At 72.2% G+C, this 21,690-nt stretch carries 20 protein-coding genes and 1 pseudogene; 9 read left to right on the top strand and 12 right to left on the bottom strand.

Annotated elements, in window-relative coordinates:
- Nucleotides 1-11: 11 nt before the first annotated feature.
- From G569_RS48925 to G569_RS0115900, 4 genes and pseudogenes are all read right to left on the bottom strand, one after another.
- Nucleotides 12-1,352, bottom strand: coding sequence for an MFS transporter (locus G569_RS48925; protein WP_053226445.1), 1,341 nt, complete (start codon nucleotides 1,350-1,352; stop codon nucleotides 12-14).
- Between the two features lie 179 nt (nucleotides 1,353-1,531).
- Nucleotides 1,532-2,374 (bottom strand): annotated as a pseudogene (locus G569_RS48920) (dihydrodipicolinate synthase family protein); the annotation flags it as partial.
- Nucleotides 2,374-3,798, bottom strand: a complete 1,425-nt coding sequence (locus tag G569_RS0115905; protein ID WP_028064127.1) for an aminotransferase class I/II-fold pyridoxal phosphate-dependent enzyme — start codon at nucleotides 3,796-3,798, stop codon at nucleotides 2,374-2,376. The gene G569_RS0115905 and the pseudogene G569_RS48920, both read right to left, overlap by 1 nt.
- Nucleotides 3,799-3,819: 21 nt before the next feature.
- Nucleotides 3,820-4,668, bottom strand: coding sequence for an NAD(P)-dependent oxidoreductase (locus tag G569_RS0115900; protein ID WP_028064126.1), 849 nt, complete (start codon nucleotides 4,666-4,668; stop codon nucleotides 3,820-3,822).
- Between the two features lie 82 nt (nucleotides 4,669-4,750).
- Between G569_RS0115900 and G569_RS0115895 the strand changes: the two genes are divergently transcribed.
- Entirely contained in the window at nucleotides 4,751-8,203 is a 3,453-nt protein-coding gene (locus tag G569_RS0115895) for a ThuA domain-containing protein (RefSeq protein WP_028064125.1), read from the top strand.
- Here the strand turns inward: G569_RS0115895 and G569_RS58115 are convergent.
- A complete protein-coding gene (locus tag G569_RS58115; protein ID WP_053226444.1) occupies nucleotides 8,178-8,783 on the bottom strand; it encodes a TetR family transcriptional regulator in 606 nt (201 codons plus the stop codon). The genes G569_RS0115895 and G569_RS58115 overlap by 26 nt on opposite strands.
- A 70-nt stretch (nucleotides 8,784-8,853) precedes the next feature.
- On the opposite strand from G569_RS58115, the gene G569_RS48910 reads away from it, so the two are divergent.
- Both G569_RS48910 and G569_RS63795 read left to right on the top strand, forming a co-directional pair.
- Complete coding sequence (locus tag G569_RS48910) at nucleotides 8,854-10,251, top strand: MMPL family transporter (RefSeq protein ID WP_053226443.1); 1,398 nt, start codon at nucleotides 8,854-8,856, stop codon at nucleotides 10,249-10,251.
- The gene (locus tag G569_RS63795) at nucleotides 10,248-10,907 is read left to right on the top strand and encodes an MMPL family transporter (RefSeq protein WP_169542156.1); all 660 of its coding nucleotides are present in this window, start codon (nucleotides 10,248-10,250) and stop codon (nucleotides 10,905-10,907) included. Before G569_RS48910 ends, G569_RS63795 begins: the two co-directional genes overlap by 4 nt.
- Before the next feature lie 86 nt (nucleotides 10,908-10,993).
- Here G569_RS63795 and G569_RS0115880 read toward each other — a convergent pair whose 3' ends face one another.
- Nucleotides 10,994-11,350 carry a hypothetical protein gene (locus G569_RS0115880; protein WP_028064124.1) on the bottom strand — a complete coding sequence of 119 codons (357 nt, stop codon included), beginning with the start codon at nucleotides 11,348-11,350 and terminating at the stop codon, nucleotides 10,994-10,996.
- 52 nt (nucleotides 11,351-11,402) lie between these two features.
- On the bottom strand, nucleotides 11,403-11,963 hold the full coding sequence (locus G569_RS0115875) for a TetR/AcrR family transcriptional regulator (RefSeq protein WP_028064123.1): 561 nt from the start codon (nucleotides 11,961-11,963) through the stop codon (nucleotides 11,403-11,405).
- A gap of 88 nt (nucleotides 11,964-12,051) precedes the next feature.
- Here G569_RS0115875 and G569_RS0115870 point away from each other — a divergent pair, with 88 nt between their 5' ends.
- On the top strand, nucleotides 12,052-12,930 hold the full coding sequence (locus G569_RS0115870; protein ID WP_028064122.1) for an SDR family oxidoreductase: 879 nt from the start codon (nucleotides 12,052-12,054) through the stop codon (nucleotides 12,928-12,930).
- A gap of 7 nt (nucleotides 12,931-12,937) precedes the next feature.
- On the opposite strand, the gene G569_RS48905 is transcribed toward G569_RS0115870, so the two are convergent.
- Nucleotides 12,938-13,456, bottom strand: a complete 519-nt coding sequence (locus G569_RS48905) for an alpha/beta hydrolase (protein ID WP_053226441.1) — start codon at nucleotides 13,454-13,456, stop codon at nucleotides 12,938-12,940.
- A gap of 37 nt (nucleotides 13,457-13,493) precedes the next feature.
- Nucleotides 13,494-14,234 carry an SDR family oxidoreductase gene (locus G569_RS0115860; protein WP_028064121.1) on the bottom strand — a complete coding sequence of 247 codons (741 nt, stop codon included), beginning with the start codon at nucleotides 14,232-14,234 and terminating at the stop codon, nucleotides 13,494-13,496.
- Between the two features lie 113 nt (nucleotides 14,235-14,347).
- On the opposite strand from G569_RS0115860, the gene G569_RS0115855 reads away from it, so the two are divergent.
- The 3 genes from G569_RS0115855 (at nucleotide 14,348) to G569_RS0115845 (ending at nucleotide 17,493) form a co-directional block, all read left to right on the top strand.
- Nucleotides 14,348-14,788, top strand: a complete 441-nt coding sequence (locus tag G569_RS0115855; protein WP_028064120.1) for a pyridoxamine 5'-phosphate oxidase family protein — start codon at nucleotides 14,348-14,350, stop codon at nucleotides 14,786-14,788.
- Between the two features lie 14 nt (nucleotides 14,789-14,802).
- A complete protein-coding gene (locus G569_RS0115850; RefSeq protein WP_028064119.1) occupies nucleotides 14,803-17,163 on the top strand; it encodes an ATP-binding cassette domain-containing protein in 2,361 nt (786 codons plus the stop codon).
- Nucleotides 17,164-17,229: 66 nt separating this feature from the next.
- Complete coding sequence (locus tag G569_RS0115845) at nucleotides 17,230-17,493, top strand: hypothetical protein (RefSeq protein ID WP_028064118.1); 264 nt, start codon at nucleotides 17,230-17,232, stop codon at nucleotides 17,491-17,493.
- Nucleotides 17,494-17,653: 160 nt separating this feature from the next.
- Here G569_RS0115845 and G569_RS48900 read toward each other — a convergent pair whose 3' ends face one another.
- Entirely contained in the window at nucleotides 17,654-18,496 is an 843-nt protein-coding gene (locus tag G569_RS48900) for a redoxin domain-containing protein (protein WP_053226440.1), read from the bottom strand.
- Nucleotides 18,465-20,657 (bottom strand): LLM class flavin-dependent oxidoreductase, encoded by a 2,193-nt coding sequence (locus G569_RS0115835; protein WP_028064117.1) that lies wholly within the window; start codon nucleotides 20,655-20,657, stop codon nucleotides 18,465-18,467. Before G569_RS0115835 ends, G569_RS48900 begins: the two co-directional genes overlap by 32 nt.
- 73 nt (nucleotides 20,658-20,730) lie before the next feature.
- On the opposite strand from G569_RS0115835, the gene G569_RS0115830 reads away from it, so the two are divergent.
- Nucleotides 20,731-21,075: a winged helix-turn-helix transcriptional regulator gene (locus tag G569_RS0115830; protein WP_053226439.1), complete on the top strand. Its 345-nt coding sequence runs from the start codon at nucleotides 20,731-20,733 to the stop codon at nucleotides 21,073-21,075.
- Here the strand turns inward: G569_RS0115830 and G569_RS0115825 are convergent.
- Entirely contained in the window at nucleotides 21,056-21,238 is a 183-nt protein-coding gene (locus tag G569_RS0115825; protein ID WP_157592081.1) for a hypothetical protein, read from the bottom strand. The genes G569_RS0115830 and G569_RS0115825 overlap by 20 nt on opposite strands.
- Before the next feature lie 56 nt (nucleotides 21,239-21,294).
- On the opposite strand from G569_RS0115825, the gene G569_RS0115820 reads away from it, so the two are divergent.
- Nucleotides 21,295-21,672, top strand: coding sequence for an arsenate reductase family protein (locus G569_RS0115820; protein WP_028064114.1), 378 nt, complete (start codon nucleotides 21,295-21,297; stop codon nucleotides 21,670-21,672).
- The last annotated feature ends 18 nt before the right edge of the window (nucleotides 21,673-21,690 follow it).

The raw sequence follows: 21,690 nt of genomic DNA, 5'->3' as shown, positions 1-21,690 counted from the left end.
CATTCAATCACTTATTCTCTGGTGATGAGGCGCACGGTCAGCACGGCACACGCGACGAGCGCGGTCGCAGCGACCAGCAACGCGATCGAGAGCCCGTCGGCGTAGTCGGCGGCACGGCCACTCGCGGCGTGGGTCGTGACGATCGAGCCGAGCGCGGCGACGCCCAACGTCGCGCCCACCTGCCGGCTCGCGTTGTGGATGGCGGACGCCATGCCGGTGCGCCCAGCGGCGACGGCGCTCACCGCCGTCGCGGTGGTGGCGGGCAGCGCGATCCCCGCGCCCGCGCCGAGCAGGAGCAACGCGGGAACGAGCCCGCGGTCGGTGCCGGCGCGGCTCAGAACCAGCGCACCGCCGCCGGCGCACAGCAGGCCGAGGACGATCTGCGTCCGCGCCGGCACGTGCGAGGTCAGGCGGCCGGAGACGGCGGCCAGGACCGCGGTCGCCAGGCCGAGCGGGAGCAGGGCGAGCCCGGCGTCCAACGGCGAGTTCGCGCGGAACGTCTGTAGGAACTCGGAGACGTAGACGCTCGTCGCGAGCATCGCGAACATCATCGTCGCCGCCGAGAGATTGGCGGCGAGGAACTTCGGTCGACGGAGCAGCTCGAAGTCGATCAACGGCGCGGGGTGCGCGCGCTCGGCGAGGACCAGCGCGCCGGCGAGGACTCCGGAGGCGACGAACGCCGCGACCACCGACGCCGAGTTCCACCCGCGCGAGGGACCTTCGATCAGGGCGAACACCAGCCCGCCGATCGCTCCCGTCACCAACACGGCGCCGCGCAGATCGAAGCGCCGCGACGGCGTGGGCGGCCGGTCGGCGGGGATCGAAACCGCGACAGCGACCGCGAGAAGCGACGCGGCGAGCGCGCTGACACCGAACGCCCACCGCCACCCGAGCCCGGCGACGATCAACCCGCCGACCACCGGCCCGACCGCGATCCCGAACCCGGAGCCCGCGCCCCACACGCCGATCGCCTTGGCGCGGGCGGTGGGGGAGGAGAAGGTCGCGCTGACGATCGACAGCGAGGCCGGGAGCACGAGCGGCGGCCCGAGCGCCTGCAACACACGCGCGGCGATCAGCAGCCCCGGGTCGGACACGACCGCGCACGCCACCGAGCCGGCGGCGAACACCGCGAGCCCGGTCAACAGCGCGCGACGTCGCCCATAGCGATCGGCGAGCACGCCCCCGGCGACGAGCAGCGCCGCGAACACCAACACGTAGACATCGACGATCCACTGGCGCTGCACGGCGGTCGCGCCGAGCTCGGCGCTCAGCGGCGGCAGGGCGATCGCGATCAGGTTCGTGTTGGCGACGGTCAGCACCTGGGCGGCCACGAGGACCGCGAGGATCATCATCCGCGCGCCTCGAGCGCCGCCGCCGGCTCGGCGCGTGGCGCGCCGTTGTGCGGCCGCAGGGGGCGCGCGGCCGCCTCGAGCGCCGCCGCCGGCTCGGCGCGTGGCGCGCCGTCGTGCGGCCGCAGGGGGCGCGCGGCTGCCTCGAGCGCCGCCGCCGGCTCGCCGTCGAGGGGGCGCGCGAGCGCCGCGAGCACATCCGCCACCTCGTCCCGCGCCGCGCCGTCGAGGAGGCGCAACGGGCGCGGGAGATTGCGCTCGCCGGCCAGGCCGAGCAGCGCAGCCGCAGTGGCGACCACGCGAATCCCGCCGTGGCGGCGGAACAGCGCCCACAGCGGCTCGAGTCGCGCGGACGCCGCGTCCCCCTCGGCCACCACGGACAGCGCCGCCGACGGAAAGAGCCCGCCGACCACGCTGAACCACACGTCCGCGCCGGCGGACAGCGCGCCCGCCGCGAACTGGTCGCCGCTGACGCCCAGCGCGACCGTGTCGGGAACGAGCGCTCGCAGCACGTCGACACGCTCCGCCGCCCCCGCGCCGGGCAGCTTGATCGCGCCCACGTTGGGCAGCGCCGCCACGCGCGCGTGCAACTCGTCCGTGAACGTGAAGTGCGTCGTTCCGGGGTTGTCGTAGACGCACAGCGGCACCGACAACTCGCGGGTGACGTCGTCGTAGAACCCGAACACCTCGTCCTCGGTCAACGCCTGGTAGGAGACCGGTGCGAGCATGACCGCGGCCGCGCCCGCGTCCTGGGCGTCGACGGCGTGCTCCAGGACATGCTCGGTGCGCACGGCGCCGATGCCGATCATCACCGGCACGCCCTGCGCCGCCTCGACTGCCAACCGTGCCGTGCGCGCCCGCTCGGCGCGGGACAGGTACGCGTAGGAGCCGGTGCTCCCGAGCGCGCCGATCGACTGGACGCCCGCCTCCACCAGGCGCGCGACGAGCCGCACGAACGCGGCCTCGTCGAGCTTGCCGTCGTCGTCGAGCGGGGTGAGGGGGAACGCGCTGAGGCCGGTGAACATCAGGAGAGCTCCTTCAGGTCGGCGGCGAAAGCAGCCGCCTGTTCAGGGGTCATGGTGGAAGTGGTGACGCGGATCGCGCCCATCGGCGAACCGACGGCGAACGCCGTCGCGGGCCGCACGCGCCACCCGCGGGCGGCGAGCGCGTCAACATCGACGCCGGTCTCGATCCAGACGTTGAGCCCGTCGCGCCCGCCGAGCAGCGCCGCGCGCGAGGCGTACGTCGCGGACGCGCGCAGGCGCAGCGCCTCGATCGCCGGGTCCGCGAGCATCGTCGCGACCGCGTGCTGGAGCAGGTGGCTGACCCAGGTCGTCGCCGGCCCGAGCCGCGCGTGCAATCGCGAGGCCGTCGTCGCGTCGGCGGCGACCAACGCGACGCGCACGTCGGGCCCGAGGAACTTGGCGGCGGAGCGCACCAACGCCCAGCGCGAGGTCTCCTCCGGCGTCACCCGTTGATACGGCGCCGTCGAGAGTGCCCAGAAGTGGTCGTCCTCGATGACGAGCACGTGCGGATGACGAGCGAGCACGGAGCGCAATTCGGCGGCGCGGCCCGCGGTCACGCTCGCGCCCGTCGGGTTCTGCGCGCGAGGCGTGCAGATCACCGCCCGCGCGCCCGCCTCGAGTGCGCGCGAAAGCCCATCGGGCGTCATCCCCTGCGCGTCGACCGCGACCGGGAGCGCCGCGAATCCGTTCAGCCGCAAGGTGCTGATGTGCGCGAGGAAGCACGGGTCCTCGACCGCCACCGCGTCCCCGCGGGTCAGGTGCGCGGCCAGGAGACGCTCGATCGCATCGACCGCGCCGTGGGTGACGACGAGTTCGCCGTCGACCTCGAACCGCCCCCGCGCGACATCCAATAGCGCCGGCAGCTCCGCGGGCGAGCCGTAGAGCGCGGGCGAATAGCCGCGGAGATAGGCGCCGATGTCCGGCAAGAGCGCGGGGTCGGGATTGCCGCCGGCGAGGTCGACGAGATCCGCCGCCCGACGGTCCGGCCGCGCGCCGCCGGGCGTCGCGCCCGCGCGGGCGGGCCCGCGCCGAGCCGACGCGCCACCGTGCGCCGACGCGCCACCGCGCGCCGACGCGCCACCGCGCACCGTCGCGCCACCGTGCGCCGACGCGCCACCGCGCCCGGTCGCGCCACCGCGCACCGACGCGCCGTCCCGCGCCGTCGCGTCGTCCTGCGGCGCGGCCCCGTCGCGTGCGACGTCGGGCAGCGCCGCGATCGCCGTCCCGCCGCGTCCGCGCGTCTCCGCCACCCCGGCGGCCACGAGGTGTCGGTACGCCGCGGCCACCGTGTTGCGGTTCACACCCAGGTCGGCGGCCAGCGACCGGATCGGCGGCAGCATGTCGCCAGGCCCGATCCGCCCCGCGCCCACGAGGTCCCGCACGCTTGTCGCAATGCCGGCCGCTGTCGTCCCGCCGATGCTCATCGGCGACGATTCTACTTTGTCCTAGGACAAAAGGGGAACAACGTTGCGCAGCGGCGAGCCCGCCACGTACGCGCGCAGCTGGTCGACGGCGAATTGCGCTGCGCGCGTGTCGGCCTCGAAGCTGTCGCCCGCCTGGTGGCTGGTGATCGAGAGCACGCCGGGAGCGGTCCACAGCGGATGGCCGGTGGGCAGCGGCTCGGGGTCGGTCACGTCGAGGACGGCGCGCAGGCGCGGGAGCTCGGCGAGCAGCGCGTCCTGGTCGACCGTGCCTCCGCGACCCGCGTTGACGAACAACGCGCCGTCGCGCATCGCCCCGAACACGGTGGCGTCGAACATGCCGCGGCTCGCGTCGGTCAGAGGCACGAGGTCGACGACGACATCCGCGTCCGCCACCAGGCGCGACAACTCACCGAGTCGCGACCGGCCCACGCCGACCACCGTCGCGCCGAGTGCGGAGAGTCGCGAGGCCGCGGCGAGCCCGATCGACCCGAACCCGACGATCACGATCCGCGATCCGGACACCTCCGCCGGAACACGGTGCTCCCAGACAACCCGGCGAGCGCCCTCCAACAAGCCGGTCGCGGCGCCGAGGATCGCGCCCACGACCCACTCGGCGACCGGGATGTCGCGGGTCCCGCGGGCGTTGCACAGCACGACGCCCGGCGGGAGCGACGGCTCGATCCAGTCACTTCCCGCCGACAGGATCTGCACGACGCGCAACGCCGGCATCGACGCCAGGTCGGGCACGTCGCCCCACTCGGGGGCGAGGAACTCGACGTCGTCGAGGCGGTCGTGCACGCCGCGGAGTTCGACACCGCCGACGCCGACGGCCAACTCGCGAACGCTGTCGGCCACCGCCGCGACGATCACGCCGCGAACCATAGAGATTGACACGTGTAACTGGCCCTGGTTACGCTCCAGCTTCCTGAACGTGAGGTGAGGGGGAGAGGGCATGTCTGTGAGGGATTCGGTCCGTCGCTGGGCGCTGCCGGGGATCGCCGTATCGCTGCTCGCCGCGGCGCCGGCGTCCGCGGCCGACACCGTGGCGCCGGTCACGGGCACGGCGACGTTCGCCGCAGCGGCCAACGGCAACAGCAACTGGCGGCTGACAGCGCCGCAGACGTTGCAGCTGTCGGCGACGGACGACGTCGCGGTGGCGAAGCTCCAGTACTCGATGGACGGCGGCGCGACGTACGTCGACGTCCCGGTCACGGCCGGACCGTCGGTGAGCGCGAACGTGACGCTCTCCGACGAGGGCAACACGACCGTGCGCTACCGGGCGATCGACAGCTCCGGGAACACGTCGAGGGGCGCGACCACGAACACGACCCTCAACCAGGCCTCGGCGGCCGGGGCGACGGCCGTCCGCCTCACGAGCACGACCGGTCGCGGCGCCGGCGACAGCCTCCTCATCGACACCGGTGCAGGCCAGGAGACGGCGACGATCGCCACGATCGTGACGCCCGCGCCCGCCGCGCCCGCGCCGAACGTCACGCTGACGGCGCCGCTGGCCAACGCGCACGCCGCGAACGCGACGGTCGCCGGCACCGCGCTCTACAGCACGGTCGCGCTGCAGATCGACACCAAGGGTCCCGTGGCGACGTGGGGGACGCAGGCCACGACGCTCAACCAGGGCGTGACGAGCGGGAACACGCAGGTCCGCCTCGCCAGCCTGACCGGCCGCGCCGTGGGGGAGACGCTGCAGCTCGACCAGGGCGGCAACGCCGAGACCGTCAAGATCGCGACCATCATCTCGCCGGAGCCCGCCGCGCCCGCGCCGAACGTCACCCTCACGAGCGCGTTGGCCAAGAGCCACGTCGCCGGTTCGAACGTCTACGTCCCGTCGATCGTCGACGGCAAGATCCTCCAGTCCCAGACGCTGACGCCGCTGCGGACCGACCCGCGCCTGCGCGACGCGACCGACACCGTCGCGAGCGGCGCCGGCGGTGCGGCGCCGCGCCGGATGACCATCGACGGCACGTTCATGGTCCCGAAGACGCTGCAGCTCAACCGGCTCACCACCGGCAAGCACACGCAGACCGTCTCGCTCCAGGACGTCGCGGGCAGCACGGCCAAGTACACGAACACGTTCGTGGTCACGACGTCGTTCGCCGACCTGGCGATCGTGATCGACCAGCTCGCCGACAACGCGCTGCGGACCACGCTCAACGGGGCGACGACGGTAGGAGCGACCGGCCTGCGCCTCGCGACCCCGTTCGGCTTCCGTGAAGGCCAGGAGATCGTCGTCGACACCGGCGACAACCAGGAGAGGGTGACGATCGCCAAGGCGCTCAAGCCGCCGCCGACCCTCAACACGACCCTGTCCGCGGCGGCGAGCGCCGGCGCGACCCAGGTCCGCCTCGCGAGCTACTCCACCGAGACCAACAACGGCGTCAACCCGCCGTCCAACAACGGCCCGATCGTGGGCCAGCCGATCGTGCTCGACACGGGCGCCAACCAGGAGGTCGTGACGGTCAAGCGCCACATCTCGCCGCTCCCCGCGGCGCCGGCGCCGAACGTCGAGCTCAGCGCGCCGCTGGCCAAGGACCACGCGGCCGGGACCGCGACGACGCTCGCCAACGTCATCCTCAGCTCCCCGCTGACCAAGGCGCACGCGACCGGCGTGACCGTCGCCGACCCGCAGCCGTACATCTCCGCCGCGAAGGCGACCGAGCTCAAGGCGCTGCTCGCCGACGCGAAGGCCAAGGCCGACGCGAGCAACACCGCCGGCGCCATCGCCTCTCTGCAGCAGTTCGTCACCGCGGCGGGCTCCGAGGCGCCGCTCTCGAGCGCCGGAACCGCGCTGATCGCACAGCTCAACGGCACCCCGGTCGACACGAGCGGCACCGGCGTGACCGTCGGCGCGGCCGAGCCGGACACGCAGGCGATCCGCGCGTTCTACAACCCCGTCCCGTTCGTCGCCACGCCCGGCGCGACCTACAAGATCCTGATCAGCGGCCGCGCGGGCGGCTTCCGGCACCAGTCGATCGTCGACTTCGAGTGGATGATCCAGCAGCTCGGCGCGACCAACGGCTTCGACGTCGAGATCTGGGACCCGAACATCAACGCGAGCCCCGGCCGCCAAGCCCCGGCCGGCGTGTCGCTCGCGACCAGCCCGTTCATGGATCTGGCGACGCTCAAGCAGTACAAGACGATCGTCATGAACTCGACCGTCGGCATCAACGCGTCGGCGACGTTCAACGCGACGGAGTTCGCGAACCTGCAGGCGTACATCCGCGGGGGCGGCGGCATCGTCGCCATCCACGGCGGCACGGACTCGATGCAGAACGTGCCCTGGTTCATGGACCTCATCGGTGCGGGCTTCAGCAACCACGGCTCAAACCAGGGCGGCATCCTGATCGACACCGAATCAGGCGGCCACGTCGAGCTCGTGACCGCCGATCCCGCCCACACGAGCACGGCGGCGATGCCCGCGCGCTGGTACACGGTGGAGGAGAACTACAACACCAACCGCGACCCGGTCGACCTGGGGATCGCGCACCCGCTGGTCTATGAGAACGAGGACTCGCTCATGGGGCAGATCGGCTACGGCACCGGCTCGCTGCACAACACCGACCGCCACGGAATGGTCTGGTGCCGCAACTTCGACGGCGGCCGTTCCTTCACCTCGACCCTCGGCCACAACTGGCAGTTCGCGACCGAGGCGTGGTTCCGGGGGATGATCCTCAACGCGATCCAGTGGACCGGCGGGCAGGAATACGCCAACTGCGTCACGTTCAACGAGGTCAAGGACCTGCTCTCGGCCGCGGTCGCCGACGGCAACGTCAAGGCGTCGACCGCGATGAGCGCCGCGCTCAACGCCGCCGACACCGCCTACCGCGCCGGCGACAACGCGGCCGCGGCCACCGCCGCCAAGCAGTTCGTCGCCGAGGCCAAGCGGATCTCCAACTGCGGCTGCGCCGACGGCGGCGCCGCGCTGCTGAAGATCCAGTCCAAGGGCGTCGAGCTGGTGAACTGGATGAGCGGGAACGAGGTCGCGCCGCCCACGCCCGCGCTGCAGACCGACACGCCCGGCAGCGTCGGCGGCAGCGTTCCGGCGACGCTGGCGCTGACGCTGGGCGCTCCCGCGACGTTCGGCGCGTTCACGCCGGGCGTGGCGAAGGAGTACACCGCGACGACCACCGCCACCGTGGTCTCGACCGCCGGCGACGCGACGCTGAGCGTCGCCGACCCGAGCACGAACGCCCCAGGCCGGCTCGTCAACGGTACGTTCGCGCTGCCGCAGCCGCTGCAGGGTCTGGGGGTCGTGAAGACGTGGACCGCGCCGACCTCCAACGAGGCCGTCCCGGTCACGTTCAAGCAGGCGATCGCCGCCGGTGACGCCTTGCGAACGGGCACGTACAGCAAAAACGTGACGTTCACATTGTCGACGACAAGCCCGTAACCGCGGCGAGACCCGCCTCGACGTACGTGATCGTGACGTCGAGGATGTGGTCGATCTCAGCAGGGGAGAGCGCGACGCCGCGCTCTCCCATCTGCGCCGCGGCGGTCAATTCGACGGCGTTCAAGCCGCCGATCAGCCCCGCGGCGGTGAGCTGCGCGGCGAGCTCGCGGCCGGGGCCGAGCTCCAGCTTCAGCGCCTCGGTGATCACGTCCTCGATGGCGCCGAGGAGCTGAAGCCGCCGCGCGGCCACGGTCGGCGCCTCCTCGCGCAGGCGCTGCTGCAGCAACAGCTCCGGCTCGAGCCACCCCGTGAGCTGTTTCAGCCACGCCCGCACGGCCACGATGGTCGGCGCGTCGCGCAGCAGTTCGCGAAGCGCGTCGACGGCGACGGCCGCGTCCCCGAAGACGATCTCCTCCTTGGTCGGGAAGTAGGCGAAGACCGTCGCCCGCGAGACGCCGGCGTCCTCGGCGATCTCGTCGATCGTCGTCCCGGCGAACCCACGCTCGGCGAACAGCCGCATGCCCGCGTCGCGGATCGCGATACGGGTCGCGGCCTTCTTGCGTTCCCGGAGTCCCGTCACGCCAGAAAGCATACCGCGTCGAATTTAGAACTCAGTTGAATTTTAGACTGAGTATGAGTACCTTCGATCCATGACCTCCCCGCTCTCCCGTCTGGCCGGACTCGCAGGGCGCCGCCCGCGAGCGACGACGCTCACCGTCATCGCGGTGCTGATCGCGCTGATCGCCGGCGCGGTCTTCGCCGGCGGCTCGTTCAAGGACGACTTCACCGTCCCCGGCATCGAGTCCCAGAAGGCGCAGGACCTGCTCGAGCAGCGCTTCCCCGCGCAGTCGGGCACGCAGACCACGCTCGTGTTCACGGGCTCCAAGCTCGACGGCGTCGACACCGTGCTGGCGACGATCCGGCGCCAGCCGCACGTGACCGCGGTCGAAGACCTCCACGTTGCCAGGGACGGCCGGACCGCGTACACCACCGTCAGCTACGACCAGACGGCGACCGACCTCGACGCCAAGGCGCGCGAGCGCCTCGAGCAGGCCACGGCCGGGCTGCCCGCGGCGGGCATCGCCGTCGCGATGTCCGGTGAGCCGATCGACGGCGCCGCCACCGGTGGGTTCCCGATCGGCGAGGTGATCGGCCTGGTGATCGCCGTGCTGCTGATGCTGCTCGTGCTGCGCAACCTGCGCGCCACGCGCAACGCCCTCGGCGCCGCGTTCGTCGGCATCGGGTTCGGCTTCGCCGCGCTGATGTGGGCCGCGGCCGCCACCGACGTGCCCGGCCTCGCGCCGACGCTCGCCGGCATGCTCGGCCTCGGCGCCGGCATCGACTACGCGCTGCTGCTCGCCGCGCGCCAGCAGGAGGAGCTCCGCGCCGGCTACGGCCCGCTCGAGGCCGCGCAGCGCGCCAACGCCACCGCCGGCGAGTCCGCTCTGACCGCCGCGGGGATCGTGCTCGTCTCGATCTCCGGTCTGCTCGTGACCGGCATCCCGTTCGTGGGTCGCGCCGGCGTCGCCACCGGGCTCGTCGTCCTCGCCTGCGCCGTCGTCTGCGTCGTCCTGCTGCCCGCCCGCTTCGCCCGTGCCGGTCGCAAGCTGCTGCCTCGCAGGGAGCGCAGGGGTGGCGCGGCCCCCGCGAGCGCTCCGCGCGCCCCGTGGGCGACCAAGCGCCCCGTCGTCGCGCTGCTCACCGCGGGCGCCGTGACGGTCGCGCTCGCCGCTCCCGCCGCCGGCCTCGAACTCGGCCAGCCCGACGACCGCAACCTCACCTCCGACACGACCCAGCGCCAGGCCTACGACCGCCTCGCCGAGGGCTTCGGCGCGGGCGTCAACGGGCCGCTCGTGATCGCGGTCTCCAAGCCCGGCGACAAGGCGCTCGCCGGCCTGACCAAGGGGATCGCCGCCGACCGGGAGGTCGCCGCCGTCGCCCAGCCGGTCACCAACAAGGCCGGCGACACCGCGGTGATCACGGTCACCCCGAAGCACGGCCCGCAGGACGAGCAGACCCGCGCGCTGGTGGACCGCCTGCGGTCGTGATCCCGTCCGCATTGCGCGGGTCGGAAGCCACCGCCTTCGTCGGCGGCCGCACGGCGCGCTTCGGCGACGAGGCCGAGAAGATCGCCTCGCGGATCCCGCTGTTCGCCGCGGCCGTAATCGGCCTCTCGCTGCTGCTCCTGCTGGCCGCGTTCCGCTCGTGGCGGATCTCGCTGCTCTCCGCGCTGTTCAACCTGGCGTCGATCGCCGCCGCCTACGGCGTCGTGACGCTCGCGTTCCAGACCGCGGCCGGCGCCTCGTTGCTGGGCGTCGAACAGCAGCCCGTCGTCCCGTACGTGCCGCTCTTCATGTTCGCGATCCTGTTCGGCCTCTCGACCGACTACAACGTGTTCCTGCTCTCGCGGGTCCGCGAGGAATGGGACCGCCACGCGACCCACCACGAAGCGATCGCCGCCGTGTCGGCGGGCACGCGCAAGATCGTCACCGCCGCCGGCGGGATCATGATCGCCGTCTTCCTCGGCTTCGCCACCGACTCGGACCCGGTGATCAAGATGACCGGCATCGGGCTCGCCAGCGCCGTCCTCGTGGACGTGACGCTCGTCCGCCTGCTGATGGCGCCCGCCGCGCTCTCCCTGCTCGGCGACAAGCTCTGGCCGGGCCGCCGCCGACTTGCCGTCAGCCCTGGGTACGCCGCCTGATACGAGGAGCCCGACCGCGAAGATCACGAGCCCTCGAGGCAGCACGCCGCCACGGTTGGCCCGTGGCGGGCGGCGGCGCGATCGCGCTAGCTCACCTGTCCGCCCACGGTCGTGGTGACCGAGACGGAGGTGACCGGCGGCGGCGTGTAGCCGGCGGGGGCGGCGGCGACGGCGGCCTCGTAGGCGGCGACGGCCTCGGCGTAGGTCAGGTTGTAGAAGACGTAGCCGCCGATCGAGATCACGGAGTTGACCGTCGGGGCGGGAGTGGGGGCGGGCGCCGGGGCCGGGGCGGGCGTGGCGGCCGGAGCGGCCTTCGGGACCACCTTCACGGCGGCGGGGCGCTTGGCCTTCGGCTTGCGGTGCTTGGAGGAGGCGGCGTCAGCGGGGCCGGCGCAGACGGCGAGAGCGAGCGTGGCGAGCAGAACGGAACGGAGGGTGGTCACAGCCCCTGTATCGGCATTTCGCGCCGGAAGTTGGGGTCATGAGGGGGACCGATCAGGCGACCAGGGTCGTGAGGTCGGCGAGCGACGCGCGCATGACCTCGGCGAGCGGGCGCTCCACCTCTTCGTCCATCCAACGGGGGAACGCGACGCGGAACACCGCGATCCCGGTCTCGGCCGCCAGGCCGGCCTGCGGCTCGGGCACACCCCGCCGGCGCAGCGCCGCGGCGAGAGCGGCGGCCAGCGACGCCATCTTGATCAGCTCGCGCTCGCGCAACTCGGCGCTGGACGCGAGCACGGCCTGGCGGGCGCGGGAGTGCTCGCGGTTGCCGCCGATCATCGCGGCGGCGGCGTCCAGTGCGGCCGCGACCGCCGCCATCGGCGACGCGTCGGCGGGTGCGGCCTCCAGTGCCTCCACCAGCGGCCGTTCGAACTCGTCCGAGCGCGCGAAGAGCACCTCGCGCTTGTCGGTGAAGTAGCGGAAGAACGTGCGCGAGGTGACCCCGGCCCGCGAGGCGATGTCCGCGACGGTCGTCTGCTCATAGCCGCGCGACGTGAACAGCTCCATCGCGGCTTCGCGCAGTCGTCCCTCGGCGTTTGGCTCCCAACGACCCATCCACTCCAAGGATAGGGCTATGTCACAGTGCGACATCACAGTGCTACGATCCCTGATGTCGCACTGTGACATCACGGAGGTTTCCCAAATGCGCGTATTCGTCACCGGGGCGTCGGGCTGGATCGGCTCGGCCGTCATCCCGGAGCTCATCGGCGCCGGCCACGAGGTGGTCGGGCTGGCCCGTTCAGACCAAGCGGCGGAGAAGGTCGCCGCGCTCGGCGCCACCGTGCGCCGCGGCGACCTCGACGACGTCGACGGCCTACGCGCCGGCGCGGCCGACTCGCAAGGCGTCGTCCACCTCGGCTACAACCACGACTTTTCGCGGATGCCCGACGCGGCGCGGACCGACCTCGCCGCGATCACGGCGATGGGGGAGGCACTGGAGGGCACCGGCGCACCGCTGGTGATGGCTTCCGGAACGCTCGGCCTCGCGCCTGGCAGGGTCGGCACCGAGGACGACATCCCCGACCCGGGCGTCCACCCGCGGGTCGCGAACGCCGAGGTCGCACGCGCGTTCGCCGACCGCGGCGTGCGCCCGATCGTCGCCCGCTTCGCGCCCACCGTGCACGGCCCCGGCGATCACGGCTTCATCGCGGTCCTCGTGGGCGTCGCGAAGGAGAAGGGCGTCTCGGCGTACGTCGGCGGCGGCGCCAACCGCTGGCCGGCGGTCCACCGCCTCGACGCCGGCCGCCTGGTCGCGCTCGCCGTCGACCACGCGCCCGCCGGCAGCATCCTCCACGCCACCGCGGAGACCGGCATCCCCGCGCGCGAGATCGCCGAGGCCATCGGGAACGCGCTCGACGTCCCGACGACCTCGATCGAGCCCGAGCAGGCCGCCGAGCACTTCGGCTGGATCGGCGGCTTCTTCGCCGCCGACGCGCCCGCCTCGAGCGCCAGGACGCGCGCGCTCCTGAACTGGGAGCCAACGCACCCGGGCCTGCTCGAGGACATCCCGCACTACGCCTAGCTCGGGTTCAGAAGAACGCCGCCAGTTCGCGGCCCACGACGTCGGGGGCGTCCTCCACGAGGAAGTGCGAGGCGCCCTCGACCGCGCGGCCGGTGATCGGGGGCGCGAACGCCCGCCACGGCTCGAGCGGGTCCTCGTAGAGGCGCGGCAGCGCCCCTTCACCCGCCCACAGCGCCCGCACCGGGCAGGCGATCGTCCCGCCCTCGTCGTCGTGCTCGCGGTCGATCGTCGCCCCCGCGCGGTAGTCCTCGCACACCGCGGTCACGAAGCCCGGGTCGCCGAGCTGCGTGCGATACGGGTCACCGGGCTTGAGCCCCATCCGTCGTGCCGCGATCCAGAACCCGTCGGGGACGCCGAGGATCAGCCGCTCGGGGAGCGGCGCCGGCTGGGCGAGGAACGCCCAGTGCCAGCAGGTCAGCGCCAACGACGCGTCCGCGCGGCGCCAGACCTCGCCCGTCGGCACGACGTCGAGGACGGCGACCCGCTTCACGACCTCAGGGTCGTCGAGCGCGATCCGGTAGGCCACCCGCCCGCCGCGATCGGGCCGCGCGGCGTGGGGATCCTCATCGCGCGATCCACGTCTCGAAGTCGATCGCTCCGATCCGCGCGCCCTCGCCGGTGGTCAGCTCCCCGCCCGCCAGCTCGGTCCCGAAGTAGCCCGCGCGCGGATCGCCGATCACCGAGCGCCCGTCACCCGTGGCGGCGAACAGCCGCCGCGCCCACGCGTCGATCCCCAGCTTCTCCGGGCCGCCGAGCTCCACGACCCCGCCGACCGGCGAGCCCGTCGCCAGGTCCGTCACGGTGGCGGCGACGTCATCCGCCGCGACCAGTTGCATCAACCCGGTCGACAGCCGCACGTGATCGCCCTCGGCACCCGCCTCGACGATCACCGGCAGGAACTCGAAGAACTGCGTCGCGCGCAACACCGTGTAGGGGACCTCGCCGCCCGCGATCTCCGCCTCCTGCGCGACCTTGGCCCGCAGGTAGCCGCTCTCGGGCAGCCGGTCGGCACCGACGATCGTCACGGCGAGGTGATGGCCGACGCCGGCGGAGCGCTCCGCCGCCAGCAGGTTGCGGGTGGAGGTGACGAAGAACCGCCGGACGGCCTCGTCGTCCCACTCGGGCGCGTTGGACACGTCGACGACGACGTCCGCGCCCGCCAGCGCGGACTCGAGCCCTTCGCCCGTGATGGTGTCGACGCCCGTGGAGGGCGAGGCGGGCACCGGCTCGTGCCCGAGGGCGGTGAGCCGCCGGACGACATTGCCACCGACGCGTCCGGTCCCACCGATGATGACGATCTTCATGACCGTGAAGATCGCGTCTGAACGCACCGGTCGCATCCGTCACCCCACCCAGTCCACCCCCTAGGGCGCGCCGAGCAGGAATCGAGAAACGGTCCGGCAGAACCGCAACTAGAGTGACCGCCGTGGCCCCCCGCTCACGTGATCAACGGCGTCGCGACACCGAGCACCGGCTCGCGCACGACGTCGACCTCTGGGTCGCGACCGCCTCGGCCGACGGCGCGCCGTACCTCGTCCCGCTGTCGTTCGACTGGGACGGCGAGGCGCTGCTGCTCGCGACCCCGGCGAACAGCCCCACCGGCCGCAACCTCGCCGCCACCGGCACCGTGCGGCTCGGCCTCGGCGACACCCGCGACGTGACGATGATCGAAGGGACGGTCGAGGTCGTCGACGTCACACCCGAGGTGGGGGATCGGTTCGCGGCGCGCACCGGGTTCGATCCGCGCGACTTCGCGTACCCCTGGTTCCGCGTCACGCCGCGCCGCATCCAGGCCTGGCGCGAGGTGAACGAGCTGTCCGACCGCGAGCTGATGCGCGACGGGCGGTGGTCGGTTTGATAGATGGAGACTTGATGAGTACGACGATTGCGGCTGACACCCACGACCTGATCCGCGTGACCGGCGCGCGCGTGAACAACCTCAAGGACGTCAGCGTCGAGATCCCGAAGCGGCGGCTGACCGTGTTCACCGGGGTCTCGGGGTCGGGCAAGAGCTCGCTCGTGTTCGGGACGATCGCGTCCGAGTCGCAGCGGCTGATCAACGAGACCTACAGCGCGTTCGTGCAGGGCTTCATGCCGACGCTGTCGCGGCCGGAGGTCGACGTGCTCGACGGCCTGACGACGGCGATCATCGTCGACCAGGAGCGCATGGGAGCCAACCCGCGCTCGACCGTCGGCACCGCCACGGACGCCGACGCGATGCTGCGGATCCTCTTCAGCCGCCTCGGCCGGCCGCACATCGGCGGCCCGGGCGCGTACTCCTTCAACGTCGCCTCCGTGCACGGCAGCGGCGGGATCACGGTCGAGCGCGGCAACAAGACGATCACCGAGAAGGCCAGCTTCAGCCGCACCGGCGGCATGTGCCCGCGCTGCGAGGGCCGCGGCTCGGTCTCGGACTTCGACCTGCACGCGCTCTACGACGAGGACAAGTCGCTCAACGAGGGCGCGCTGACGATCCCCGGATACAGCATGGAGGGCTGGTACGGGCGGATCTTCCGCGGCTCCGGCTACTTCGACGCGGACAAGCCGATCAAGAAGTACAACAAGCGCGAGCTGCACGACCTGCTCTACCGCGAGCCCACGAAGATCAAGGTCGAGGGCATCAACCTCACCTACCTCGGGCTGATCCCGGCGATCCAGAAGTCGATGCTCGCCAAGGACGTCGACGCGATGCAGCCGCACATCCGCGCCTTCGTCGAGCGCGCGGTCGTGTTCACCACCTGCCCCGACTGCGACGGGACGCGGCTGAGCGAGGCGACCCGCTCGTCGAAGATCGACGGCGTCAGCATCGCCGACGTCTCGGCGATGCAGATCACCGACCTGGCGGAGTGGGCCTCGGGCCTGGACGAGCCGTCGGTCGCGCCGCTGCTGAAGTCGCTGCGCGCGACGCTCGACTCGTTCGTCGAGATCGGGCTCGGCTACCTGTCGCTCAACCGCCCGTCGGGCACGCTCTCGGGCGGCGAGTCGCAGCGCACGAAAATGATCCGCCACCTCGGCTCCTCGCTCACCGACGTCACGTACGTGTTCGACGAGCCGACGATCGGCATGCACCCGCACGACATCCAGCGGATGAACGACCTGCTGATCCAGTTGCGCGACAAGGGCAACACCGTGCTCGTGGTCGAGCACAAGCCGGAGGCGATCGCGATCGCCGACCACGTCGTCGACCTCGGCCCCGGGGCGGGGAAGGACGGCGGCACGGTCTGCTTCGAGGGGACCGTCGAAGAGCTGCGGGCGAGCGGGACGCTGACCGGGCGCCACCTGGACGACCGCGCCTCCTTGAAGCCGTCGGTGCGCTCGTCTTCCAACTCCTTGCCGGTGCGCGGCGCCTCGACCAACAACCTGCAGGGCGTGGACGTCGACATCCCGCTCGGCGTGCTCGTGGTGGTCACCGGCGTGGCCGGGTCGGGCAAGAGCTCGCTGATCCACGGCTCCGTCTCGCCGCTCGACGACGTCGTGGCGATCGACCAGGCCGCGATCCGCGGGTCGCGGCGTTCGAATCCGGCCACCTACACCGGCCTGCTCGATCCGATCCGCAAGGCGTTCGCCAAGGCCAACGGCGTCAAGCCGGCGCTGTTCAGCGCCAACTCCGAGGGCGCCTGCCCGAACTGCAACGGCGCGGGCGTCGTCTACACCGACCTGGGGATGATGGCCAGCGTCGCGTCGACGTGCGAGGAGTGCGAAGGCAAGCGCTTCGACGCCTCCGTGCTCGAGTACCACCTCGGCGGGCGCGACATCAGCGAGGTGCTGGCGATGTCGGTCGACGAGGCCGAGCAGTTCTTCGCCGGCGGCGACTCGAAGGTGCCCGCCGCCCACAAGATCCTCGGCCGGCTCGCCGACGTCGGCCTCGGCTACCTCACCATCGGCCAGCCGCTGACGACGCTGTCCGGCGGCGAGCGCCAGCGCCTGAAGTTGGCCACCCACATGGTGGAGAAGGGCGGCGTGCTGGTGTTGGACGAGCCGACGACCGGCCTGCACCTCGCCGACGTCGAACAGCTGCTCGGCCTGCTCGACCGGCTCGTGGACTCCGGCAAGTCCGTGATCGTGATCGAGCACCACCAGGCGGTCATGGCGCACGCCGACTGGATCATCGATCTCGGCCCGGGCGCGGGCCAGGACGGCGGCCGGATCGTGTTCGAGGGCACGCCGTCCGATCTCGTCGGCGGGCGTTCGACGCTCACGGGCGAGCATCTCGCGGACTACGTCGCCGGTTGAGACGCCACCGGCGCGCGTCTATCATGCCCGCGCCCGCACCACCGATTCAACGAGGACGGATGCCGTATGGCCGAGAAGAAGAAGAACGCGAAGATGGCCAACCGCAACGTCGGCGCCGAGGTCATCAAGGACGACGGTGACAAGTACGCCGTCGTGCGCGATGGCATTCGCGTCTACGGCGGCACCGGGGTCTCCCTCGGCGAGGCGGTCCGGCTGGCCACCAGCCTCGAGGCCGGCGCCGGCATCGCGAAGGTCGACAACGGCTCGCTGATCGTCGGCTCGGTCACCGCCGCCGGCGACTTCGTCGCCTTCGAAGGCGCCGCGGCCTGAGAGCCTGCTGACGGATACCGGTACGCCCGCTGCGGCACATCCGCAGCGCCTCGCGCCGCCCGCGCTGCTCACGGCCCAGAGGGCCGCATCGCGAGCGCGGCCGGCGCGAGCCACTGGCGGCTGCACCACATCGGTCGGACCGACCATTCGTCAACAGGCTCTAGCCGAACGTGAACACGTAGGCGCGCGCGCCGGGGTCGTCGAACGCGATCTCGAACGTGCGCGCCACGATGTCGCCGCGCTGGCGGATCAGCTGGTACATGCGCGGCTCGTCGAAGGACCCCTCGCCGTCGGCGGTCACGTCGACGCCATGGTCATCCCCCGGCGGCTCGCCGTCGAGGTGGACCGTGAAGCGGCCGGTTCCGGACATGACCAGGTTGAGGTCGCGCGCCTGGAAGTCGAACGCGAGCGTCCCTGAGCCGGACTCGAGGAGGGCGGACTCGTCGCCGACCGTCCACGCTCCCCTCAGGTCGAGCGCGGTGTCGCCGCGCGCCGTGCCGACGTAGGTCTCGGGAGTGCCGACGTTGGCCCAGTCGGCGGCCTTCGTCACGCCGTCGGCGTCGACCTCCACCAGGTCGCCGTCCACGCCCAGCAGTGCCTGGATCGCGCGCTCGATCCCGTCGTAGTTGCCCTCGCCGAAGTGCTCGAAGCGCACGTTCCCGTCGCCGTCGACGAGGTAGGTCGCCGGCCAGTAGTGGTTCCCGAACGCGCGCCAGATCGTGAAGTCGTTGTCGATCGCGACCGGGTACGGGACGTCCAGCGTGGCGACCGCCCGGCGGACGTGGTCCAGTTCGTGCTCGAAGCTGAACTCCGGCGAGTGCGCGCCCACGACGGTCAGGCCCTCGTAGCGCTCGTGCCACGCCCGCACGTACGGCAGCGTCCGCAGCCAGTTCACGCAGGTGTACGTCCAGAAGTCGACCAGCACGATGCGTCCGCGCAGGTCCGGCTCGCCGTTGATCCAGACGGGCGCCTCAGCGAGCGCCCAGCGGGGAGAGGTCGCCATACGTCGAAGGATCGCCGATCGGCATGTTCTGGTCGAAGACGTTGTCGGGGTCGTAGACCGCCTTCAGCTCTCGCAACCGGTCGAGCGTCGCGCCGGGGAAGCCCTCGGCGAGCCGCTCGGGCCGCGGATCGGTGTTGAAGCTCAGGTACATGCCGTCCGTGTGCGGGGCGATCACCTCGTCCCAGACCGGGTTGAGCCGCTCGAGCGAGCCGCTGACCGCGTTGAGCGAGAAGTTCTGGTGGCGGTGGGCGTACGCGGTCGCCATCGGGTCGACGTCGTTGACCGCGCCGCCAACCGCCCGCAGCTGGATGAACGGGGCGACGGGGAGGATCTCGACCAGCCCTTGCGCGAGCGCCGGCGTGACGTGGTCGATCAGGCCCGAGCGGATCGCGGGCGGTCGCGAGCTGCCCGTGTGCAGCCCGCCCTGGGGGGCGACGACCGCGTGGTAGGGGACGAGCGAGGCCTGCTGGTCGAGGAGGCGGCCGGCTTGCAGGAGGGGCGTCAGCGCCTCGACGGCCGAGTCCGTGTCTCCCGCGTAGACCGTGTAGAGCTGCGCGAGGTCGGACGCGATCGTGAGGAAGCTCGTGAGCTCCCGCGGAGAGGCTTCTACGAGGCGTCCCCACCGCTCGAGCATGTCCGCGTCGGCGGCGAAGACCATGCGGCTGAAGACGACGTCGCCGACCGGGTACGGGGCGAGCTCGAGGTTCGTGACGATGCCGAAGTTCCCGCCCGCGCCGCGCAGGGCCCAGAAGAGGTCGGGGTGCTCGTCGCGATCGGCGTGGACGATGCGGCCGTCGGCCAGGACGACGTCGGCGGCGGTGACATGGTCGAGCGTCAGCCCGTGCTTGCGCCCGAGGAAGCCGATGCCGCCCGCGGTCGCGAGGCCGCCGACGCCCACGTCCCCGTAGTCGCCGGAGCTCATTCCCAGGCCGTAGGGCGCCAGCGCCTGCGCGACGTCGCCCCAGCGGGCGCCTGCGCCCACCCGTGCGCGGCCGTCTGTCAGCGTGACTTCGTTGATGCGGCCGAGGTCGATCACGATCCCGCCGTCGTTGGTCGAGCGGCCGCTGATGCCGTGCCCGCCGGAGCGGACCGCCAGCGGGACGTCCTGTTCGCGGGCGTAGACGAGCGCGTGCGCGACCTCGGCGGTGTCCTTCGGGCGCAGCACGAGCCCGGGCGTGCCGCTGCGCACGTAGGTCGAGCGGACCTTGTCGTACCCGCGATCGCCGGGCTCGACGGCGTCCACCGGGGCGGCGTCGTAGTCGATGCCGTCGCGGCGCGCCGCGAGGGCGTTCGCGCCGCGGGGCGGGCCGCTCGGCGCGCCGGAGGTCTCGCGGAACTCGGCGACGGCGTCGCGCAGGGCGGGTGCGATCTCCTGGCCGAAGCGCTGGATCTCCTGCGGGTCGTCGGAGGCGAGGATGAACGTGCTGAAGCCGTGCTCGGTGGTGAGCTCGAGCAGGCGGTCGACGGTCAGCTCCGCTGACGTGATGTTCAACAGGCGCCGGATCTCGCGTGGGTCGCGGCCGGCGGCGAGGGCGGCGGCGTCGATCGTGCGGTTGGACTCCGCGATCTGCTCGAGGTAGCCGAGCGTCGGGAGCCAGCCGTCGGCCTTGGTGCCCGTCAACCGCAGCATCCGCGGCTTGTAGGCGCCGAGCCAGATCTCGATGTCGTGCGCGGGCGCCGGGCCGCGCTTGGCGCCTTTCGCGGAGCCGCTGATCTTGACCCCGCCACGCCGGCTCGTGTCCCAGATGCCGCGGATGACGTCGATCGCCTCGTCGAGCGCGGTGACCGCCTCGCCCGGCGTGCGGCGTGGGCCGCCCATCGCCTCGATCGCGTCCCAGAACGCGCCCGCCCCGAGCCCGAGCTCCAACCGGCCCTTTGAGAGCAGGTCGAGGCTCGCCGCGGACCGTGCGAGCACCGCCGGCGGCCGCAGCGGCAGGTTGAGCACGTTGGCCGCGACGCGCAGCGTGGTGGTCTGGGCCGCCACCCACGAGAGCAGCGTCCAGGTGTCCAGGAACGCGGGCTGGTACGGGTGATCCTGGAACGTCGCCAGGTCGAGCCCCGCCGCCTCAGTCAGCTGGGCGAGCGCGACCACGTCCTCGGGTCGCTGGTTCTGCGGGGTGATGAAGGTGCCGAAGGCAAGGTCGTGGCCGTAGTCGGGCATGTAGTCAGCTCTCTCGCAAAGTCGAAGTCGCTTCGAAAAAACTAGCAGCTTCGATCGCGCTAGCATCGTTCCCGTGACGGAACCGCTCTCGCCCGACCAGTGCGTGCCGCGGGCCGAGTCGCTCGCGCGGGCCTTCCGCTTCCTCGGCAAGCGCTGGACCGCGGTTCTCCTGGGCCGCCTGAGCGAAGGCCCGGCGGGGTTCCGCGAGCTCTCGCGCGCGGTCGGCGGCGTCAGCGACTCCGTGCTGTCGGACCGGCTGTCCGACCTGACCGAGGGCGGCCTCGTGACGCGCACCGTCGACGAGGGGCCGCCGCTCAGCGTGACCTATGCGCTCACGGACTCAGGCCGCGCCCTCATGCCCGCGCTCGAGCAGATCGCCCTGTGGGCCAACGAGCACCTCAAGGCCGACGCGTGCTAGTCAGCATCACGTCGTCCGTGTAGTCCATGAAGCTCGGCGCGACGGGTCGCTGTCGCAGCTCGGCGACCATGATCGTGTTCGAGGTGCCGTCGTTCGCCGCCAGCGCGGTGGCGGGCAGCGCGAGGGTGAACGTGGCGAGGAGGGGGAGGAGGATGCGGGTCATGCGGGTCAAGACCCTGTCGCGCGGGCCGAGGTTGGCCACTTGCCTACGATCTTCGCGTGACCACCCTGACGCTGCTGCACAACCCGCACTGCTCGACGTCCGTCCACGCGCTCGACGCGCTCGAGGCCGCCGGGCGGGACGTGACGGTCCGCAAGTACCTGCTCAAGGCCGAGCGGCTGGACGAGGCCGAGCTGCGGTCGCTCGCCGAGCGCCTGGTGGGCGACCCGCCGGACGCGCTGATCCGGCGCGATAAGAAGTACGCGGAGCTCGGGCTGAACGCGGACGGGCTGGGCGTCGACGAGGTCGTCGCGATCCTCGTCGAGCACCCGTCGCTGCTGCAGCGGCCGATCCTGGACGACGGCACGGCGGCGATGATCGGCCGCCCGCGGACGCGCGCCGCCGAGTGGGCGGCGGCCGGCAAGATCACCAGCTAGCACGAGTTTTCAGGCCCG

It is taken from the genome of Solirubrobacter soli DSM 22325, from assembly GCF_000423665.1.
Lineage (GTDB): Bacteria > Actinomycetota > Thermoleophilia > Solirubrobacterales > Solirubrobacteraceae > Solirubrobacter > Solirubrobacter soli.
Note: the sequence above shows the minus strand (reverse complement) of the source record. Positions and strands in the feature narration are given on the sequence as shown.

What these genes read in the sequence shown, in the direction of transcription:
- G569_RS48925 (WP_053226445.1), bottom strand. Translation starts at nt 1,352, where the DNA reads ATGATGATCCTCGCGGTCCTCGTGGCCGCCCAGGTGCTGACCGTCGCC.
- G569_RS0115905 (WP_028064127.1), bottom strand. Translation starts at nt 3,798, where the DNA reads ATGAGCATCGGCGGGACGACAGCGGCCGGCATTGCGACAAGCGTGCGG.
- G569_RS0115895 (WP_028064125.1), top strand. Translation starts at nt 4,751, where the DNA reads ATGTCTGTGAGGGATTCGGTCCGTCGCTGGGCGCTGCCGGGGATCGCC.
- G569_RS48910 (WP_053226443.1), top strand. Translation starts at nt 8,854, where the DNA reads ATGACCTCCCCGCTCTCCCGTCTGGCCGGACTCGCAGGGCGCCGCCCG.
- G569_RS0115875 (WP_028064123.1), bottom strand. Translation starts at nt 11,963, where the DNA reads ATGGGTCGTTGGGAGCCAAACGCCGAGGGACGACTGCGCGAAGCCGCG.
- G569_RS0115870 (WP_028064122.1), top strand. Translation starts at nt 12,052, where the DNA reads ATGCGCGTATTCGTCACCGGGGCGTCGGGCTGGATCGGCTCGGCCGTC.
- G569_RS0115860 (WP_028064121.1), bottom strand. Translation starts at nt 14,234, where the DNA reads ATGAAGATCGTCATCATCGGTGGGACCGGACGCGTCGGTGGCAATGTC.
- G569_RS0115850 (WP_028064119.1), top strand. Translation starts at nt 14,803, where the DNA reads ATGAGTACGACGATTGCGGCTGACACCCACGACCTGATCCGCGTGACC.
- G569_RS0115845 (WP_028064118.1), top strand. Translation starts at nt 17,230, where the DNA reads ATGGCCGAGAAGAAGAAGAACGCGAAGATGGCCAACCGCAACGTCGGC.
- G569_RS48900 (WP_053226440.1), bottom strand. Translation starts at nt 18,496, where the DNA reads ATGGCGACCTCTCCCCGCTGGGCGCTCGCTGAGGCGCCCGTCTGGATC.
- G569_RS0115835 (WP_028064117.1), bottom strand. Translation starts at nt 20,657, where the DNA reads ATGCCCGACTACGGCCACGACCTTGCCTTCGGCACCTTCATCACCCCG.
- G569_RS0115825 (WP_157592081.1), bottom strand. Translation starts at nt 21,238, where the DNA reads ATGACCCGCATCCTCCTCCCCCTCCTCGCCACGTTCACCCTCGCGCTG.